We start from the raw sequence: 17,722 nt of genomic DNA, 5'->3' as shown, positions 1-17,722 counted from the left end.
GTACCGCACTTCTACTGATCAATACTGTAAAAGACACGGGTGCGATCATTTACAAATCCAAGATGTTCATAAACAGATTGAGCATGCGTTGGACTCTTCAGATCCGCATCGATCCCAATTCTGTTCATCCCATCGTGAGCAGCAGCGCGAGTCGAAGCGGAAATCAGCGCCGAGGCAATACCTTTCCCCCGGTGATCTGCAGGGACGCCGATGGTGTTGATATAAGCTTCGAGGCGCCCGTGGGCAATCCAGCTTTCCGCAGACCGACCGGCCATACAGTACCCACAAATCTGCCCCTCATCGCTAAGCGCAACGAAGGACCAGCGATCCTCATAGTCTTCAAGCGCGCGGTTCCACCAGAAGTCTCTAGCCTCAGCCAGAGGGTGATCGCTAAAAACTTCTGAGTGCACCCGATGCAGTTGAGAAAATGAAACCTCACTCATCGGGCAGATCTTTATATTCTCAGGGACCGGAGCAAGATGCTCTGAACCTTCAAGATCTCGGTACATGACTTGGAACATGTGTTTAGCGTAAAAACCAGCAGCAATGTAGAGACGTCGACGATCCGTCATGTGCCCATCAACCCAGTTGGCAATCGAAGCCTGCAGAGTGGATTCCGCGCCGAAATATTCGACAAGCATCTGGCGCGCACGGCCATCTTGCCAGTGAAGAAGAGAACGACCGACTCCACGGCCTCGCCACAGAGGATGAATGACAGCGTTGACGATCGCAACCGCGGCCTCGGTAACCCCGGTCAACACTTTCACGCTCCCAAGCGCAACAATGCCATGATCCTGGGCGATTCCCACGATCACCTCGAGAGGGGAAGCCTTAAGGTGCCCCAATGCCAGGTCCGCAATCTCCTGCGAGGATGTCCGGAAGATCGCGTCATCCTCTTTCTCAACTTCGCGGATCAAATCGGCAACCGCACCTAGATCCGATGGGATCAAAGGCCGCCACCGCAAACCGAGGTGAGAACCTGGGAAAGAGACTACCTCGGGCGGCTTTAAACGCTCCGCAAGTCCATTCATAGGGAATATTCTACGGGAAAGCGGGTCCTCAGTCCTAGTTAATATCTATGCGCAACGCCTAGGCATCAATACGGTCACGATCGATACCCGCAGCTTCTTCGACAATGAAATCACGACGAGGACCAACAACTTGCCCCATGAGAAGTTCAAAGACGTCTTCGGCGCGACGAAGAGCCTCCTCATCTTTAAGTGTGATGCGCCTGAGTGAGCGATGCGCACGGTCCATTGTCGTTTCTGCCAACTGATCGGCGTCCATTTCGCCGAGGCCTTTGTAGCGTTGGATCGGCTCTTTCCAACTGCGTCCCGCTTTCCGCAAAGCAGCAAGCTGGCGATGGAGTTCATCTTCAGAATACGTATAGATGAACTCCCGTCCTTTTCGCCCCTTTCCAGCCACTTCAATCCGGTGTAGAGGAGGAACGGCCGCATAAACTCGTCCTGCTTCGACCATCGGACGCATATAGCGGAAGAAGAGTGTCAGGAGAAGCGTACGAATATGCGCTCCATCAACGTCCGCGTCAGTCATCAAAATGACTTTGCCGTAGCGAGCCTGTTCAAGGTCGAAGGTACGTCCAGAACCGGCGCCAATCACCTGAATAATGTTCGCGCATTCAGCATTAGCGAGCATATCGGCAGTCGAGGCCTTCTGGACATTGAGGATCTTCCCTCGAATCGGGAACAGCGCCTGGTACTGTGAATTACGCGCCGCCTTTGCGGTTCCAAGCGCCGAGTCACCCTCGACAATAAAAAGCTCGGTCTGTTCGACATCTTCTGCTCGGCAATCTGCAAGTTTTGCAGGAAGAGAAGAAGTCTCCAATGCGTTTTTGCGACGGGAGATTTCTTTGTGAATGCGCGCTGAGACACGCGCTTTCATTTCTCCAACGACTTTGTCCAAAAGTGCGCTGGTTTGCTGCTTATCGTCGCGCTTGGAGGAAGCAAATTTCGCCTCGAGCCAGTCGCCGACCACGCGGGCAACAACTGAACGAATCTGCGGCGTCCCCAGAATTTCCTTTGTTTGCCCCTCAAACTGAGGTTCAGGGAAACGAACAGTGACAACCGCGGTCAAACCAGCTAATACGTCGTCTTTCTCAGGACGACCGTCCTTAGCCGAAACTTTCAGTTTGCGCGCATTCTTATCGACCTGGGCACGAAGCACCTTCAAAACGGCCTGTTCAAAGCCCGCAACGTGGGTTCCGCCCTTAGGCGTTGCGATGATGTTAACGAAGGATTGAAGCTGTGCCTCATAGCCAATTCCCCATCGCAGAGCACAGTCAACTTCACACGTGCGTTCAGTTTCAACGGCCTTCAAATGACCGCTTTCAGGATCCAAAGCTTGCACGGTTTCCGTAAAGGTACCTTCACCTTGGATGTGCCAGGTATCCGTCACAGGGCCATCAGTAGCGAGCCAATCAACAAAATCGACAACGCCCCCGTCGAAACGGAATGATTCGTGAATTGTTTCTTCGCCGCGTTCATCAAAGCAATTGATCGTCAGACCAGGAACCAAAAAAGCCGTTTGGCGGGCTCGGGCAAGAAGAGTGTCCCAGGTAAAGCCTTCATCTGAAGGGAAAATCTGATAGTCCGCCCAAAAACGAACTCTAGTGCCAGTCTTTTTCTTTGAGACTTTAGCGATCGTCTTCAGGCGAGACTCATCAGTAAAAGCTTGGAAGGGAGAGTTCGGGGTGCGCTGACGAGAATCATCGAATTCGCCGGGCTCTCCTCGCCTGAAACACATCTGCCAAGTCTTACCACCGCGGTCGACCTCGACGTCCATTCGCGCCGAAAGAGCATTCACAACAGAGGCACCGACACCGTGAAGGCCACCCGAGGCAGCATAAGAGCCATTTCCAAACTTTCCACCGGCGTGGAGCTTTGTGAAAACAACTTCCACACCCGAAAGACCAACTCCAGGGACATCGTCTACGGGAATACCACGGCCATTATCGGAAACTGAAGCCGAATGGTCAGGATGTAAGCGCACATCGATCGTGTCGCAGTATCCTTCCAAGGCCTCGTCGACCGCATTATCAATAATCTCCCAGAGGCAGTGCATGAGTCCACGGTGGTCGGTCGATCCGATGTACATGCCGGGGCGCTTACGAACGGCCTCGAGTCCTTCGAGAACCGATAGATGCCGTGCGGAGTAGTCTGAGGCTTGGGTTTCACTCACCCAGACAGTGTACGAAGTGCATCGGTCAACTCAGACGCTCACGCACCGAAATCGACAAATTGTGATACGTTTCCAGATTTTCGGCCGTTGGCAGAAAAAGCCATTTTTTGCTTCTTGATCGACTTTAACGTGGTCTTATAGATGCATGGATACCGTAACAACTGAGAATGCACGACAGACACTTCCCCCGATTCTGACCGCTCAAGATCGTTGTGATCAATGCGGAGCACGCGCGTGGGTGCGAGTCACTCTTGCTACGGGAACGCTAAACTTCTGCGCGCATCATGCCAATCAGCATCTCGATGCAATTGCCCCGAAGGCCCTCGACATTATTGATGAGCGCAATTACTTCACACAAGGATCCTGACTTTCTAGGGGCTATCCCCTATCATTGGAACGACAATCCCTTCCAAGGAGGAAACAAACATGGGTCTGTTTTCACGACCAAAGCCGGCCGAAGAGGCCCCACTCACCCCACCGATCAGCCAGGAACGTCTGATCGACCTCTTTAAAGAACGCGGGTGGCACTACTTCGTAGATTCCGATGGTGACCTTGGCGGCACGTGGGACGACGACCAGTTCTACTTCATGCTCCGAGGCGAAAACAAGGAAATTCTTCACATTCAGTCCCTGTGGCACCTCTCGGTCCCCATGGAGAAGCTCGAAGAAGCACGCGCATTCATCCGCGAATGGCACCGCACGAAGTTGTGGCCGAAGGCGTACCACCGCATTAACGATGAAGGTGTGGTCCGCATCTTCTGCGAAAATTCAATCGATTGGGAACATGGCGCAACCGACGCACAGATCAACCAGCAGGTCAGCTGTGCTCTTGGAACCGCTTCCGAGTTCTACCGTGAGCTGGGCGCAGCTCTGGGAATGTGACACAAAGGAGACGTCAATATGGGTTGGTTCAGCAGCAGTGAATCTGGCGATTCCGTACGCCCCATTTCGAAAGAACGCATCGAGAAGATTTTCGATGGCCAGGGCTGGTACTACGGTCGCGATGATGACGACGACGTATGCGGCCGCTGGGACGGCGCACCGTTCTTCTTCCTCTTCATGGGACAGATGAATGAAATCCTGTCCGTGACTTCGCGCATGGCAGAAGAAGTTCCCATGGAACAAGAAGCAGAGCTCAACGGTGTCATCGAAGACTGGCACCGCGATCGTATCTGGCCGAAGGCCTTCTATGCTCCCACCGACGATGGCACCCTGCGCGTGATGACAGAGGTCAATGTCGATTACGAGCATGGAGCAACCGACGCCCAGCTGCTTCAGCAGATCAACTGCTCGATCGCCACTCAGCTTTCTCTCTACGATCACATTCGTGAGACGCTGGGCATCGAGAAGGAAGAGGACGACTGATCGTCTTTTGCGCTCGTAGAGCGATACTTAAGTGGCCGGGACCTAATAGGTCCCGGCCACTTAAGTTTATAAACGGCTCTATCAGTCCAAGTAGTCGCGCAACACCTGCGAACGTGAGGGATGACGCAGCTTGGACATGGTCTTCGACTCGATCTGGCGGATACGCTCACGCGTGACACCGTAGACCTTACCGATCTCATCAAGAGTCTTCGGCTGGCCATCTCCCAAGCCGAAACGCATAGAAACAACCCCTGCCTCACGCTCAGAAAGCGTATCGAGGACACGGTGAAGTTGTTCTTGCAAAAGCGTGAAGGACACTGCGTCTGCGGGGACGATTGCTTCGGAGTCCTCAATCAGATCGCCAAATTCGCTATCGCCGTCTTCACCCAAAGGAGTGTGCAAAGAAATAGGTTCGCGACCGTACTTCTGGACCTCGACGACCTTCTCCGGTGTCATATCCAGTTCCTTCGCCAATTCTTCAGGAGTGGGTTCACGGCCAAGATCTTGAAGCATCTGACGCTGAACGCGCGCGAGCTTATTGATGACTTCAACCATGTGGACAGGGATGCGAATGGTTCGCGCCTGGTCCGCCATAGCACGCGTAATTGCCTGGCGAATCCACCACGTAGCGTAGGTCGAGAACTTGTAGCCCTTCGTGTAGTCGAACTTCTCAACTGCGCGAATCAGACCCAGGTTTCCTTCCTGAATCAGGTCCAAGAATTGCATACCGCGTCCGGTGTAACGCTTCGCAAGCGAAACTACAAGACGCAGGTTGGCCTCGAGGAGGTGGTTCTTTGCCTGCTGACCATCTTGAGCCAAAATATGCAGCTCACGGCGTTCGCGAGAGCTCTTCTCATTCGAACTCGTCTTGAGGATTTCCTCAGCGTAGAGACCGGCTTCAATACGACGAGCAAGATCAACTTCTTGTTCGGCATTGAGCAGGGAGACCTTACCGATTTGCTTGAGGTAGTCCTTCACCGGGTCGGCCGTTGCGCCAGCGACTGTAACCTGCTGGACTGGTTCATCTGTTTCATCCGAGTCAGAAACGACGAATCCGCCCTTCGAACGAAGTTCAGCAGCGCTCTGCGGCTTCGAATCTTGGTCATGTGCAGAAGACTCATCATCTTCAGAATCTTTGTCTTCTACGTCGTCATCGTCAGTTTCGATCTCGGGATCTTCCAGATCATCGACATCGGGTTCAATGTCTTCGACTTCTTCGAGATCGGCGTCTTCGGTGATGTCGCCTTCGAGTTCCTCATCGTCTTGCGCGGGTACGACTTCTTGAGGAGTTTCTTCGACCTCAGCTGCCTTCTTGCGCGTGCGCTTCGCGCGCTTGGGAGCCTCTTCCGTGCCTTCAGTTTGCGCGTCCTTCGCCGCCTTCTTGCGGGTTGCGCGAGGCTTCTTCTCTGCTTCAGGCTTCGCTACTTCTTGCTCTTGAGCCTTCTTTGTGGTGCGGTGCTTCTTCGGAGCGGCTTCCTCTGCTTGTGCAGGAGACTCTTCTTGAGCGGCCGTTGCCTTCTTTGTCGCGCGGCGCTTCTTGGGCGCAGTCTCCTCCGTCTTTACGGAAGCATCATCCTTTGAAGCCGTAGTTTTCCTAGCCTTCTTTGCTGTCGCTTTCTTCGGCGTGGCAGTCTCTTCCGTTTCTACAGACGTCTGTGTAGCCTGAGACGAGCGCCGCGTACGAGTTGCCTTCTTCGACTGAGTGGGTTCAGCTTCAGTATCGCGAGCGCCGGTAGCGCGGGATGGAGACACTCGAATCCCTTTCATGGGTGGACAAAATTAGCCGCCAATCCACTGGACGGCGACATACTGCCTACAATTATAACTGTCAGACCTTGACGTGCGCAGCTCGAAAGGCAAGACAAAATGCGTTCTTACGCGGCGTGACCATCAAAACGCCACGAAGACGTCATCACCGGGCACGGCGCATCGAGCAGAATTTCTGTTGCAGTATTGCCAATTGTTGTCCGTTGTGAACCGCCGGGTCGCAATCCGATAACGATCATGTCAGCGTCAAGAACACGTGCGTATTCCAAGACTGTTTCAGACATTGACATGTCCCTCCGGCAACGCTTGACTTCAAAGGAAACTTCGGTTCCCTCTAAGCGTTCCCACAGGTGGGCTTCGGCAGTATTTTCGTCTGAGAACGTCCCACCGCAATCGTGCGAAGCTACGACAATCATGAGAGATGTTCGCATCCACGATGCCACGCGAACAGCTTCGTCCAAGGCAGCATCCGATTCACGATTCCCGTAATAGCTCACAACAATTGCCACAATCGTTCTCCTCACGTTTTCTCTCATGATAAACATGAGCGCTAGGTAGCGTATGAATGTTTTATAGACTGGGCACATGAGCGTTTTGAGCGAGCAACTACTTTCTTTAGCACCTCGAATTGAGGAACGAAGCCACAGTATTTTGGCCGAGCTCGCAAACTCGATTGCCCCCTCTGAGCAGGTCACTCCCCTGCTGGAGATTTGCCATAAGAGCCTTGAAGAAGGTAAGCGTTTCCGTGCTTTCCTTGCTTTTGTTGGTGGCAGCCTCTTCACTCATGCTCCCATTGAGACTTTACCTTTGGATGATTTAGGCGCCTCACTTGAGCTCTACCAGGCAAGCGCACTCGTCCACGATGACATCATCGACCACGCCCCCACGCGGCGCGGTAATCCCTCCGCGCATGCGGCTTTTTCCTCCTACCATCGTTCTACCCATTTCCGAGGCGATAGCGAAGACTTCGGAATCAGTTCCGCGATCCTTGCCGGAGATCTTCTCTTCTCTGCCGCTGAATCCGCGATGATTCGTCAGTGCGAGAACTTATCCCATTACCGCGATCCCGTCATGCAGCTCTACGCGCGCATGCATGCCGAGGTTGCTATTGGTCAATTTCTCGACATTTCCGCCGAGCAGCGTCCTCTTGATACCAATGATTCCGAGGCAATTAATGCCTCAACCGCATTGACCATCGTTTCCCATAAAGCTGCCAACTATTCAGTTGTCATTCCAGCAACATTGGGTGCCCTCGCTATGGGCGCTTCTCCCCTTGACGCAGATGCTCTCGGTATGGTCTTGGCTCCATGGGGTCACGCCTTCCAACTCCGCGATGATGAATTAGGCGTATTTGGAGATCCACAGATCACTGGCAAGGGAGCAGGCGATGACCTGCGCGAAGGAAAGAGAACATATCTACTCGCACTGACCTGGCAAAACGCAAGTACAAGCGAACGTGAAAAACTCGCGCGCCGCCTCGGCAATCCTGAGATGACTCACCACGAGCTCGATGAGCTGCGAGATATTGTCGCTCGCAGGGGACGGAAACTGCACGAAGAAGTGATCTCAACCTTCGAAGCACAGGGATTCTTAGCCCTCGAATCCAGTCGCTTCACTCCCGAGCAGCGCGATACCCTCTCTCAGGTTGCAGCGATGCTTATCAAACGCTCAAAGTGAGGCAAACAGTCGTTTGCCGCCCCCGCTTAGAAAGCCAAAGCAGAAGCGATACGGTTCACCCGATGATGACGCCCGCCCAGAAGCGCCTGCATCGGAGTTTCTCCCAGTTCATCGTGCTCGGTGTACAGCCACTGCGCAGCCTCTTCAGGGGAAAACCCGCCATCGGACAAGAGTGTGAGCGTGCCCGGAAGGTTATAGAGCGGCTCATAACCGTCTTTCCCCTTAATCAGAATTTCCTGAGGAATTCCAGTTTCACCTGCAGCGTTGGTGTACTGGAAAAGAATGTGGTCACGAATCAGTTGCTTCACGCGGCGCGGTTCAATGCCAAGCTTTCGAGCTACCTCATCAACGGAATACAGGGCAACGGTTTCACTCATGGCTTTATGATATCGCGCCCTTAGCTGGCAGTGCTTCGCTACGGCACGCGGGATATCGTGAGCACATTCCCTGAAATCTCCAGTAAAATCGCACTGATGACTTCTGAGACGGAATTTGAACCCGACAACCGCAGTGATGAACACATCGACGCTGACGGTCAAGACTCATCTATGCCCGCTGATCCCTTGATCGGCTTACTTGTAGATGATCGCTACAGGATTCAGGCACGCCTTGCCCGAGGCGGAATGGCGACCGTATATGTCGCCCATGACGAGCGCCTTGATCGACCTGTCGCCCTCAAAGTCATGCATCCTCACTTAGCTGAATCAGCGGACTTCGTCGCTCGATTCCGCCGCGAAGCTCGCGCGTCCGCGCGTATTGTGTCCCCCGGAGTTGTTTCCGTATTTGATCAAGGTGTCATCCACGGCCAGGGCTTCTTGGTGATGGAGCTCATCGATGGGACTAACCTGCGCGCGCTGCTACAGGCGCAAGGCGCCTTTACGGTTTCACAATCTCTGCAGTACACGCAAGACATCCTCGAGGCATTGCGCGCCGCCCACCGTGTTGGCGTCATCCACCGGGATATCAAACCAGAAAATGTTCTTGTTCCCAGTGAGGGGCCCGTCCGCGTCACCGATTTTGGTCTTGCACGCGCGGCATCCGAAGTCTCGATGTCCACGACCGGCTCGATGCTCGGAACGGTTGCCTACATGGCACCCGAAATTGCGACAAGTGGTGTCTGCGACGCACGAACCGACATTTATGCCGTAGGCATCATGCTCTACGAAATGCTCACCGGCGCGGTTCCGTGGCAAGGTGAAACCGCCATGCAAATGGCCTATCACCACGTCAATGACTCCGTTCCCCTTCCCTCAGAATTCGAACCCTGGATCCCTCGTGAGCTTGACGATCTTGTCGCAGCGCTTGCTGCGAAGGATCCCGAAAATCGTCCTTTAGATGCTCAAGAGGCTCTTGATCTTTTACTACGCGCACGAGCATCCATCCCAGCTGAGATTGCCGGTAAACGCGCTGAAATCGAAGCCGCAGAAGAGGATGGCGAGCACAAAACAGCTGCGCTGGGCCTCGTTGAACTCACCGCTCCCCTGCCAGCACAAAAGCTTCCCGCGACATCTCAGGCTATTGTCCATGTCTCCGGTGGACTAACGCAGGTTGCTCACCGAAAGACGCGCCGTAGCCGTTTTGGCAAGTTCGCGGCGTTGATCATGTCCCTCCTTATCGTCGGCGTCATCGGCGGATTGTGGTGGTGGCACGAATACGGGCCGGGTTCATATATCACTATGCCGGTCACCGATGGCCGCACGGTTACCGATGTGGAGAATGATCTACGCACGCTTCACCTGAAGTTCCAAGAGCGCGAGGACTTCTCCGATACTGTCCAAACAGGAATCGTTATTTCAACGACTCCAGGCAGCCAAGACAGAGTCCACAAGCGCGCTGAGGTCCTCGTCGTCGTATCAAAGGGCGTCGATATGCGGACTGCGCCGAATCTGAAGGGAATGGCGACTGACGCTGCGAAGAATGCCCTGACAACCAGCGGTCTTGCCGTTGGAAATGTGACCGAGGACTGGTCAGAGGATATCGAAAAGGGCAAGATTATTTCGCAATCAGTCGAGGCCGGTTCCTCTATTCGCCACGATACGAAGGTTGACTTTGTTGTCTCTAAAGGACGCGAACCCCTGAGCGTACCGGCTCTTGGCGGCAAGAGCGCCGAAGAAGTTCGACAGACCCTCGAATCGATGGGCTTGGTTCCTGAAGCGACGGAAGCGTTCTCATCGACGGTTGCCCAAGGAACCGTTATTTCCCAAGAAACCGCCGCCGGAACAACCCTTCACCGCGGGGACAAGGTGCAATATACCGTGTCCAAGGGACCCGAAACCGTCGAGGTGCCCACCGTTCAAGGTTTACAAGAAAGCCAAGCACGTTCGGCTCTCGAGGCAGCTGGTCTACAGGTACGCGTTGAACGATTCATGGGTGGCCTTTTTGGAACCGTGCGTTCCTCGAACCCCGCAGCTGGAACCGTTGTTCCTCGTGGCACTACCGTGACTTTGACGATCGTCTAAAACACCACTACCACCAGTTTGGGGGAGGAACCAACGGTTCCTCCCCCAAACTTTATGCCGGTGTGAAGTGCTCAGGTCAGTGAGCCTCACTCTTTCTTCAAATACTCAGCGACTTGGAAAGCCATTTCCAAGGACTGCTGGTGGTTCAGACGCGGATCAACCAAAGTTTCATAGCGATCACGAAGAGCTTCTTCATCAAGCTGCTCAGATCCGCCCAAGACCTCGGTGACATCATCTCCGGTGAGTTCAACGTGAATACCACCCGGAACCGTCCCGACCTGGCGATGCGCCTCGAAGAAGCCCGTGACTTCGTCCATGATCGTTTCGAAACGGCGAGTCTTGTAGCCGGTAGACGAGGTAATCGTGTTCCCGTGCATCGGGTCGGTCACCCAGGTCACTGGACGACCATCAGCCAATTGCGCTTCGAGCAGTGGCGGAAGAACGTCGCGAATCTTATCCGCACCCATCCTGGTAATGAAGGTCAGTCGGCCTTCCTCGCCTTCAGGGTTCAGACGGTCAATCAGACGGCACATATCGTCTTTAGTTGTCGAAGGCCCAAGCTTAACGCCAATCGGGTTGCGCACATGGGAAAGCAACTCAACGTGTGCATCGTCTGCTCCACGTGTACGTTCGCCGATCCATAGGAAGTGTCCCGAGGTGTTATATGAGTCCCCTGTTCTTGAGTCAATACGAGTCATTGCCGATTCGTATTCAAGAAGCAGAGCCTCGTGCGAGGAGAAGAGATCGACGCTGCGCATCTGCGCTGCAGAACCTGCACCAGCGGCCTCGAGGAACTTGACCGCGCGGTGGATCTCCTCGGCAAGGGATTCATAGCGCGCATACGCTGGATTCGCAGTAAAGCCCCTGTTCCAATGGTGCACCAGACGCAAATCAGCGTAACCACCACGCGTAAATGCGCGAATCAGGTTGAGCGTCGAAGCGGCATGGTGATAGAGGTCAAGCAAACGCGAAGGATCTGGTTCGCGCGATGAAGGCGTAAATTCGAAGGAATTCACCGCATCACCGCGGTAAGAAGGAAGCGTTACTCCATCCCGTGTTTCCATATCAGCCGAACGAGGCTTTGCGTATTGCCCCGCAATCCGTCCGATCTTGATTACAGGCAGCGACGCTCCGTAGGTCAAAACAACTGCCATCTGCAGGAGGGTTTGGATCTTTAAACGCAGGTGGTCGGCAGTGGCCTCGGCAAAGGTCTCTGCGCAGTCACCGCCGGTGAGCACAAAAGCTTCGCCGCGCGAGGCCGCGCCCAATCCGGCGCGCAAATCATCTACTTCACCGGCGAAAACCAGGGGTGGCTGGCGACGGAGCTCAGCAAGAACCGTGCTAAGCGCATCCGCATCAGGATACGTGGGCTGTTGAAGCGCACGTCGCAGACGCCACGCTTCCCAAGGCGCAGCATCTTCGTTAGCCGTGGGTGCAAAGAGGTCAGGTGCGCCGGGGCGCAGCGAAAAATCGCCGCGCCCCGGATGAGTAGAGAAACTCATGGTCACTGTGCCGGAGCCAAGGGCTGACCGAGTTCAGCGAGCAGAGAAGTAAACCACGGCTGAGTAATATCGAAGGGCTTGCCGCCGGCGATACGCGGGAACGCGATGGCTGCAAGCTTGTCACCGTTCTCTTCATCCTGGCCGATAACGCCGCTCTCGCCGCGCAGCGCACACTCGACTGCCAGGTCACACATCTGCTTGATCAGAGCAAGGTCTTCTTCGTGGGCTGCAGCCGCGCGAGAGTAGTAACCCGACTTCTGAACCATGACCTTTTCGGCACCGATAAGAGCCGCAAACTTACGAGCGAACCACTGGCCGGGGTTGATGGTGTCAAGCTTGACGTGGCCGAAGGGATCGCGCTGAACCTCTTCACCATTAGCTTCCATCTCGGCAATGATTTCAGGCAGGCCAGCACCCTCGGAGAGGAAGATGTTGACATTGCCCTGCTCGTCCATGATTGCCTTCAGACGTGCAGCTTCCCCGGCAATATCCAATGCTGCCTCGGGAACGTAGACGCCGTGGACATCCCAGCGCTCGCGGGTGAGTCCCAGTGAAGGTGCCCAGCGCTTTGTCTGGAGCAGCTCATGGTAGCGACGTGCGGTTTCTGCGGTCAGGTAACCACAGTTGCGGCCCATGCACTCGTGGACGATGAGCATACGGGGGTTCGAACGGTGCTCGCCGATCACGTTGAATGCGAAGCGTGCGCCCTCGTCTGCTGCCGTCCATGCACCCAGGGACTGACGGATCGGAATCACGTCATTATCGATGGTCTTGGGCAGACCGACGACGGTCAGTTCGTAGTTGTGCTCATGCAGGTAGGCAGCGAGATCTGCAGCGGTCGTGTTCGTGTCATCGCCGCCAATGGTGTGCAGGACATCGACGCCATCCTTGCGCAGCTGTTCAGCAGCGAAAGCAAGCGGGTCGACGCCTTCTTCAACGAGGCCGCGCTCCACAAGGTTCTTCGCGTTGGTCAGCTTGACGCGAGAGTTACCGATCGAAGAGCCACCGAACTCACGCAGAACCGCTGCGTCACGACGTCCTTCTTCATCAACGACAACGTAGTTGCCGGTGAGCAGGCCATGGTAGCCGTACTGGTAGAGGATGATTTCTACTTCGGGAGCGACCTGGGTGTAGCGCTCAATGAGATCACCAACAGCGGCCGAAAGACAAGGGGCAAAGCCACCAGCGGTCAAGAGGGCAACACGACGAACCGTCATGGGTAAACCTTTCAGTCTTCTTCGCGCACATCAAAACGATCTGCGCCACGTACTTATCTTATCGAGTGCGGGATTACTTCGCTTTATCGGTCCATGAGAGGTGACAAGCGTGCAACTCCGGCTTTGCTCAGTTTTCTTCCTCGTGAAGTTCTTCCTCCGTTGGAGTGGGAACTTCAACGTCGGGGGCAACTCGCCCGCCGGGTGCAGTCTTTCCATTCGAAGGCACAGGTCCGTCGAAGGCACCTTCTGCAGCAAGCTGGGCCTTGACATCCGCGGCGTACAGGTCGACGTATTCCTGTCCTGACAAAAGCATGAGGTTGTACATGATTTCATCGGTGATGGCACGTAGGACAAAACGATCGCGGTCCAAGCCCTTGTAACGACTGAAGTCGAGGGGTTCGCCGATCACCATACCGATATTGGTTCGCGAAGGAATCTTCTGCCCGATTGGCTGAGCCGCATGTGTTCCGATCATCGCAACGGGGATGACGGGCGCTCCGGAAAGCAGCGCCAATCGCGCAACTCCGGTCTTCCCACGGTAAAGGCGCCCATCTGGGCTGCGCGTTCCCTCAGGATAGATCCCGAACAGTTCGCCTTCGCCAAGACGCTTGAGGCCCGCTTTGAGCGCGGCTTCAGAGGCTCGACCACCACTGCGATCAACAGGAATAGTGCCAACGGCGCGCATAAATTCCTTCGTTGCCCAGCCCTTGAGCCCGGTCCCGGTGAAGTAGTCGGCCTTGCCCATAAAGACAACCTCACGGTCAATCATCATGGGGAGAAACACTGAGTCCCACACGGCGTTATGGTTCGATGCCAAGATCGCGGGACCTGTTTCGGGGATGTTCTCTTTCCCTCGAATCCAGGGCCGGTAAGCAGCTTTGAGAATCGGAGTGCCCGTCAGCTTTAAGGCTTGATACAGACCCATGTTTCCTCCACCGGTGTCAACCGCTAGCATCGTCGGTATGGTCAATGGTTCTACTGTACAGCCCGAGCCTAGTTTTTCCGCAATGGTTCCACGGTGGTTGGAGTCTGCATGGCTCGTCGTCGACCTTGAAACGACGGGGCTCGGTGCCAAGGACTCGATTATCGAAATCGGGGCCGTGATCTACGAAGAGAAGCAGGTTATTGATAGTTTTTCAGCTCTCGTCAATCCTCGCCGTCCCCTCCCGGCGTTTATTACTTCTTTGACGGGATTAAACGATGAGGTCCTCGCACAAGCTCAGGATTTACATGCGGTGTTCCCGCGTTTTAGCAGCTGGATTGAAGTGGCGTGTCAAAAACGGAAGATTGCAGGATTAATTGCCCATAATGTCGCTTTTGATTGGGGTTTTCTGGCCCGTGCCCAACAGCAGTGCAGCTGTATTCTCCCGCCGCTTCCCCCCTATGACACCTTGTCTTTAGCTCGCTATGCTTTGCCGAAACCAGCAGTTGAAAACCACCGATTAACGACCCTGCGCGAGCACTTTGAATTGGGAGGCGGCCAGCATCGTGCATTAGACGATGCGCTAGCCACAGGCCTTCTTTTTTACGAGCTATCTACCCTCATCGATGAGCAGGGAAAACAACCTTTGGACTTTGCTTCCCCTGCCTATCCTCTGGTCCCTCTAGACCAACCTACTCTTTGAGCGCTTAGCGGCGAGCGCGCAGTAATTCGGCGAGGTTCTCTTGCAGCTCTTGAGGATCGAGAGGTGCGCTCACAATTCGGCTAGCACCAGCCCAAGTCGCGAGCCATTGATCCTGCGGACGCGCAGTGAGCATGAGGATCGGCGGAAGGTTCTCACGGGTATTTGCCAGTTCTTTAGCGACCGACATACCGCCTTCTTTTTGTGTCTCTCCATCAAGCACGAGAACGGCAATATCGTGGGAATCGACAAGTTCAAAAACACCGAAAGAGGTGGCAGCCTCAAGCCATTCAATGGGAGCAGTATCTTTCGAGGCCTTGAATCCGACGCCTGTGATCACTGCCTGGCGAGTGGACGAATTATCACTGAATACCAAGACCTTCACAGGCGTTTCACTCACGATGCGCTCCTCAACGCTAAGAAATCGTTACTCAGGGTATTCTAACCACTTTTGAATGCGGAAGTGGGGAGTTGGTTTTCCAACTCCCCACTTGCTCTGTTTTCAGGCGACAGGCGGCCTTTGCCGCGAAAAATTACTTCGCGGGAATCACCGCGATAATATCCACGACAACTGCCTGAGAAGCCGCGCCTTGAGCTGTGTTTCCTGCGCCGACAAGAAGTACACGTGAACCAGCGGTGAAGTCGACGAGCTGGTTCCCCTGCGCAACAGTCGTGACTTGACCGCCAGCCTCGCTCCAACTGGATTGAGTCTTGCTATCGGCACCGAAAGTGGCGCCGACTGCCTGGTAAACAACGGTTGAGCCGATAGTGACCTTCTCGCCCTTGCCTTCCGCGATGACGATCTTGGCGTCTGCAGTGGGGGCACTTACACCGAAAGTGATCTTCGGTTCGCTTCCCAAGTCGCCGGTCACGGTAATACCTGCGGGAAGTTCATTTCCAGTAGGTGTTGCCTTGGTCAATGCCGAAGTGTCTGAGGGATTAACAGTACCCAAGATATCGACGACGAAGACCAAATCAGCGTTTGGCGGAATCGACGAACCTGCACCTTTAGCTCCGTATCCCCACTGTGACGGAATAACGAGTTCAACGCGGTCACCGACGTGTGCTTCAGCAAGGCCGTACTTCCAGCCCTTAATAACCTGATTCAGACTGAAGGCAATCGGGGTGCGTCCATCAGCGAAGGAAGAGTCAAAGACCGTTCCATCCTTGAAAAGAGCGCCCGCGTAGTTCACCTGAACGATGTCATCCAAGCCGACAGTCGCGCCATTACCCTGGTGCAGGGTTTTCACCAGAATGGCGTCACCAACCGATCCTGATCCGGCCTTAATTTCCGGCTTTTCACCGAATCCCCCGGTAACCTCCGGGAAATTTCCTTGACCGGAGCGATCAACCTTCGGCGCACCTGCTGAAGATGAAGCCGACGAAGACGCGCTTGTTGAAGCACTCGCCGAGGCCGATTGGGAGTTCTTGGCTTGCCCCGAGCAGGCACTCAGCGCAAGAGTGCAGCTCAGTAGCAGGGCACCGAAAACAGAAAGCTTCTTCACTTTTCTCCGATCAGGCGAAAGATTCGCCGCATGCGCAGGTGTTCTGCGCATTGGGGTTGTCAATGGTGAATCCCTGACGTTCGATGGTGTCAGAGAAGTCGATCGTTGCTCCCGCCAGGTAGGGAACGCTCATGCGGTCAACGACAACCTCAACGCCGTCGAAATCGCGAACGGCATCACCATCAAGCAAACGATCATCAAAGTAGAGCTGATAGATGAGTCCGGAACAGCCTCCGGGTTGGACCGCGACGCGCAGGCGAAGGTCATCGCGGCCTTCCTGCTCGAGAAGGCTCTTGACCTTCTGTGCGGCGACATCAGTCAAGATGACCTCGTGGGTTGCAGTCTCAGTGGTGTTCTCAGACATGCTGCTCCTTCATGTGTTGGGTTTGCAGTAATGGTTCTAGCCTACGGCTAGTCATGGATTGACGCCATTTTCTAAGCTGAGAGCGAGGCCTCATTTAATTCGCCCATGTTCGCGCCGCTCGCTGGCCAAGAGCTTCAAAATCCTCATTTTCGTCAGTTAACACTCCATGGATGCCCCATTCGGCTCGCTCATGAGCTGAAAGCGATGAACTCCGAGCAACTGCGAGAACGGGAAGCGCAAAATGTGCCGCGGCCTCGGTAAGCGTTGGAAGCGTCGACTCAGCAAGGAGCGGAGAGTGCAGTTCGGGCTCAAGAATGATCACGAGGTCGACCTCAGCAAGAAGGGATTGAAGATGCGTATGGTAGGCAAGGAAATCCCCATCAGAGATCAGCCTTCCTCCCAACGCTGAGATCACAGCACCTGCTCCCCCGCTTGCCCCTGATCCTGCGATCCGCCCCGGCTCCACTAACGAGGCCGGCTGGCCTTGAAGGGGAAGATACGGTTGTGCAACTTGGTGCAAGAGGCGCATCCATTGGCGATTAAAGTCCGCATCCGCATCGCTTCGCAGGCTCAGGTCGGGATTAAGAGCAAGCGTCGACGAGGGACCAAAGAGAGGCCTCGCACTCGAAAAAGCAGCGTAGAAATCGCCGCGCCTGCACAATACTCGTGACTGCTCGATCGCGGAGAAAAACCAACGGTCGAAGTCAGAATAATCCGCGCGACTGAGCCCTGAAAGCCCCTCGAGAAAGGCGACTCCCCCGTCGGTATGCGCGAGATGCCCACCTTCCAAAACAGGAGTCTTTCCTGCAAGAATCGCGTCGCGATAGCGCGCGCCTAAAACTCTTAGGTCCGCCTCCTCGGCAGTTGAAAGCACTGCAATACCCGCGTGGGAACGCATGGCCTCGACAAAGGCGCGCCCAGGGCCAAAGGGGGCACATTGCATCTGCCAAGTCGGCGCAAGGGATTGAAAACCCCGCGCAAGTAAATCGAGGATGGGGAGAGGATTACGATCCCCTCCCCAATGCCCCGAAATTAAGACTCGACCC

The 17,722-nt window shown here is 54.9% G+C and carries 18 protein-coding genes; 6 read left to right on the top strand and 12 right to left on the bottom strand.

Annotated elements, in window-relative coordinates:
* Positions 1–11 precede the first annotated feature (11 nt).
* Both HMPREF1627_RS08965 and HMPREF1627_RS08960 read right to left on the bottom strand, forming a co-directional pair.
* Positions 12–1,031: a GNAT family N-acetyltransferase gene (locus HMPREF1627_RS08965; RefSeq protein WP_034503087.1), complete on the bottom strand. Its 1,020-nt coding sequence runs from the start codon at positions 1,029–1,031 to the stop codon at positions 12–14.
* A gap of 58 nt (positions 1,032–1,089) precedes the next feature.
* Positions 1,090–3,198: a DNA gyrase/topoisomerase IV subunit B gene (locus HMPREF1627_RS08960; protein ID WP_034503084.1), complete on the bottom strand. Its 2,109-nt coding sequence runs from the start codon at positions 3,196–3,198 to the stop codon at positions 1,090–1,092.
* A 145-nt stretch (positions 3,199–3,343) separates the two neighbouring features.
* Here HMPREF1627_RS08960 and HMPREF1627_RS08955 point away from each other — a divergent pair, with 145 nt between their 5' ends.
* The 3 genes from HMPREF1627_RS08955 to HMPREF1627_RS08945 are packed head-to-tail and all read left to right on the top strand — an operon-like array spanning position 3,344 to position 4,563.
* On the top strand, positions 3,344–3,565 hold the full coding sequence (locus HMPREF1627_RS08955; RefSeq protein WP_034503079.1) for a DUF7455 domain-containing protein: 222 nt from the start codon (positions 3,344–3,346) through the stop codon (positions 3,563–3,565).
* Positions 3,566–3,624: 59 nt separating this feature from the next.
* The gene (locus HMPREF1627_RS08950) at positions 3,625–4,080 is read left to right on the top strand and encodes a YbjN domain-containing protein (RefSeq protein WP_034503076.1); all 456 of its coding nucleotides are present in this window, start codon (positions 3,625–3,627) and stop codon (positions 4,078–4,080) included.
* Positions 4,081–4,098: 18 nt separating this feature from the next.
* A complete protein-coding gene (locus HMPREF1627_RS08945) occupies positions 4,099–4,563 on the top strand; it encodes a YbjN domain-containing protein (RefSeq protein ID WP_034503073.1) in 465 nt (154 codons plus the stop codon).
* 81 nt (positions 4,564–4,644) lie between these two features.
* On the opposite strand, the gene HMPREF1627_RS08940 is transcribed toward HMPREF1627_RS08945, so the two are convergent.
* Positions 4,645–6,330, bottom strand: a complete 1,686-nt coding sequence (locus HMPREF1627_RS08940) for an RNA polymerase sigma factor (protein WP_034503069.1) — start codon at positions 6,328–6,330, stop codon at positions 4,645–4,647.
* Positions 6,331–6,437: 107 nt separating this feature from the next.
* Positions 6,438–6,839, bottom strand: a complete 402-nt coding sequence (locus tag HMPREF1627_RS08935) for a universal stress protein (protein WP_034503065.1) — start codon at positions 6,837–6,839, stop codon at positions 6,438–6,440.
* Between the two features lie 76 nt (positions 6,840–6,915).
* On the opposite strand from HMPREF1627_RS08935, the gene HMPREF1627_RS08930 reads away from it, so the two are divergent.
* Positions 6,916–8,007 carry a polyprenyl synthetase family protein gene (locus HMPREF1627_RS08930; RefSeq protein WP_034503062.1) on the top strand — a complete coding sequence of 364 codons (1,092 nt, stop codon included), beginning with the start codon at positions 6,916–6,918 and terminating at the stop codon, positions 8,005–8,007.
* Positions 8,008–8,033: 26 nt separating this feature from the next.
* On the opposite strand, the gene HMPREF1627_RS08925 is transcribed toward HMPREF1627_RS08930, so the two are convergent.
* Positions 8,034–8,384, bottom strand: coding sequence for an Rv2175c family DNA-binding protein (locus HMPREF1627_RS08925; RefSeq protein WP_052040916.1), 351 nt, complete (start codon positions 8,382–8,384; stop codon positions 8,034–8,036).
* A 96-nt stretch (positions 8,385–8,480) separates the two neighbouring features.
* Between HMPREF1627_RS08925 and pknB the strand changes: the two genes are divergently transcribed.
* Positions 8,481–10,466, top strand: a complete 1,986-nt coding sequence (gene pknB, locus HMPREF1627_RS08920; RefSeq protein ID WP_034503059.1) for a Stk1 family PASTA domain-containing Ser/Thr kinase — start codon at positions 8,481–8,483, stop codon at positions 10,464–10,466.
* Positions 10,467–10,552: 86 nt separating this feature from the next.
* Here pknB and HMPREF1627_RS08915 read toward each other — a convergent pair whose 3' ends face one another.
* From HMPREF1627_RS08915 to HMPREF1627_RS08905, 3 genes are all read right to left on the bottom strand, one after another.
* Positions 10,553–11,968, bottom strand: coding sequence for a class II 3-deoxy-7-phosphoheptulonate synthase (locus HMPREF1627_RS08915; RefSeq protein ID WP_034503055.1), 1,416 nt, complete (start codon positions 11,966–11,968; stop codon positions 10,553–10,555).
* Positions 11,969–11,970: 2 nt separating this feature from the next.
* Entirely contained in the window at positions 11,971–13,185 is a 1,215-nt protein-coding gene (locus HMPREF1627_RS08910; RefSeq protein WP_034503052.1) for a pyrophosphate--fructose-6-phosphate 1-phosphotransferase, read from the bottom strand.
* Positions 13,186–13,312: 127 nt separating this feature from the next.
* A complete protein-coding gene (locus HMPREF1627_RS08905; protein WP_034503048.1) occupies positions 13,313–14,110 on the bottom strand; it encodes a lysophospholipid acyltransferase family protein in 798 nt (265 codons plus the stop codon).
* A 13-nt stretch (positions 14,111–14,123) separates the two neighbouring features.
* On the opposite strand from HMPREF1627_RS08905, the gene HMPREF1627_RS08900 reads away from it, so the two are divergent.
* Positions 14,124–14,810, top strand: coding sequence for a PolC-type DNA polymerase III (locus tag HMPREF1627_RS08900; protein WP_234305306.1), 687 nt, complete (start codon positions 14,124–14,126; stop codon positions 14,808–14,810).
* 4 nt (positions 14,811–14,814) lie between these two features.
* Here the strand turns inward: HMPREF1627_RS08900 and HMPREF1627_RS08895 are convergent, their stop codons facing one another.
* The 4 genes from HMPREF1627_RS08895 to HMPREF1627_RS08880 form a co-directional block, all read right to left on the bottom strand.
* Entirely contained in the window at positions 14,815–15,207 is a 393-nt protein-coding gene (locus HMPREF1627_RS08895; RefSeq protein ID WP_034503045.1) for a response regulator, read from the bottom strand.
* 133 nt (positions 15,208–15,340) lie between these two features.
* A complete protein-coding gene (locus HMPREF1627_RS08890; RefSeq protein ID WP_034503041.1) occupies positions 15,341–16,312 on the bottom strand; it encodes an FKBP-type peptidyl-prolyl cis-trans isomerase in 972 nt (323 codons plus the stop codon).
* A gap of 10 nt (positions 16,313–16,322) precedes the next feature.
* Positions 16,323–16,676 carry an iron-sulfur cluster insertion protein ErpA gene (gene erpA, locus HMPREF1627_RS08885; protein WP_034503039.1) on the bottom strand — a complete coding sequence of 118 codons (354 nt, stop codon included), beginning with the start codon at positions 16,674–16,676 and terminating at the stop codon, positions 16,323–16,325.
* 94 nt (positions 16,677–16,770) lie between these two features.
* Complete coding sequence (locus HMPREF1627_RS08880) at positions 16,771–17,619, bottom strand: glycerate kinase (RefSeq protein ID WP_234305305.1); 849 nt, start codon at positions 17,617–17,619, stop codon at positions 16,771–16,773.
* Positions 17,620–17,722 lie beyond the last annotated feature (103 nt).

The organism is Actinomyces sp. S6-Spd3, from assembly GCF_000758755.1.
GTDB lineage: Bacteria > Actinomycetota > Actinomycetes > Actinomycetales > Actinomycetaceae > Pauljensenia.
Note: the sequence above shows the minus strand (reverse complement) of the source record. Positions and strands in the feature narration are given on the sequence as shown.

What these genes read in the sequence shown, in the direction of transcription:
- HMPREF1627_RS08965 (WP_034503087.1), bottom strand. Translation starts at nt 1,031, where the DNA reads ATGAATGGACTTGCGGAGCGTTTAAAGCCGCCCGAGGTAGTCTCTTTC.
- HMPREF1627_RS08955 (WP_034503079.1), top strand. Translation starts at nt 3,344, where the DNA reads ATGGATACCGTAACAACTGAGAATGCACGACAGACACTTCCCCCGATT.
- HMPREF1627_RS08950 (WP_034503076.1), top strand. Translation starts at nt 3,625, where the DNA reads ATGGGTCTGTTTTCACGACCAAAGCCGGCCGAAGAGGCCCCACTCACC.
- HMPREF1627_RS08945 (WP_034503073.1), top strand. Translation starts at nt 4,099, where the DNA reads ATGGGTTGGTTCAGCAGCAGTGAATCTGGCGATTCCGTACGCCCCATT.
- HMPREF1627_RS08940 (WP_034503069.1), bottom strand. Translation starts at nt 6,330, where the DNA reads ATGAAAGGGATTCGAGTGTCTCCATCCCGCGCTACCGGCGCTCGCGAT.
- HMPREF1627_RS08930 (WP_034503062.1), top strand. Translation starts at nt 6,916, where the DNA reads ATGAGCGTTTTGAGCGAGCAACTACTTTCTTTAGCACCTCGAATTGAG.
- HMPREF1627_RS08925 (WP_052040916.1), bottom strand. Translation starts at nt 8,384, where the DNA reads ATGAGTGAAACCGTTGCCCTGTATTCCGTTGATGAGGTAGCTCGAAAG.
- pknB (WP_034503059.1), top strand. Translation starts at nt 8,481, where the DNA reads ATGACTTCTGAGACGGAATTTGAACCCGACAACCGCAGTGATGAACAC.
- HMPREF1627_RS08915 (WP_034503055.1), bottom strand. Translation starts at nt 11,968, where the DNA reads ATGAGTTTCTCTACTCATCCGGGGCGCGGCGATTTTTCGCTGCGCCCC.
- HMPREF1627_RS08910 (WP_034503052.1), bottom strand. Translation starts at nt 13,185, where the DNA reads ATGACGGTTCGTCGTGTTGCCCTCTTGACCGCTGGTGGCTTTGCCCCT.
- HMPREF1627_RS08905 (WP_034503048.1), bottom strand. Translation starts at nt 14,110, where the DNA reads ATGGGTCTGTATCAAGCCTTAAAGCTGACGGGCACTCCGATTCTCAAA.
- erpA (WP_034503039.1), bottom strand. Translation starts at nt 16,676, where the DNA reads ATGTCTGAGAACACCACTGAGACTGCAACCCACGAGGTCATCTTGACT.
- HMPREF1627_RS08880 (WP_234305305.1), bottom strand. Translation starts at nt 17,619, where the DNA reads ATGCAATGTGCCCCCTTTGGCCCTGGGCGCGCCTTTGTCGAGGCCATG.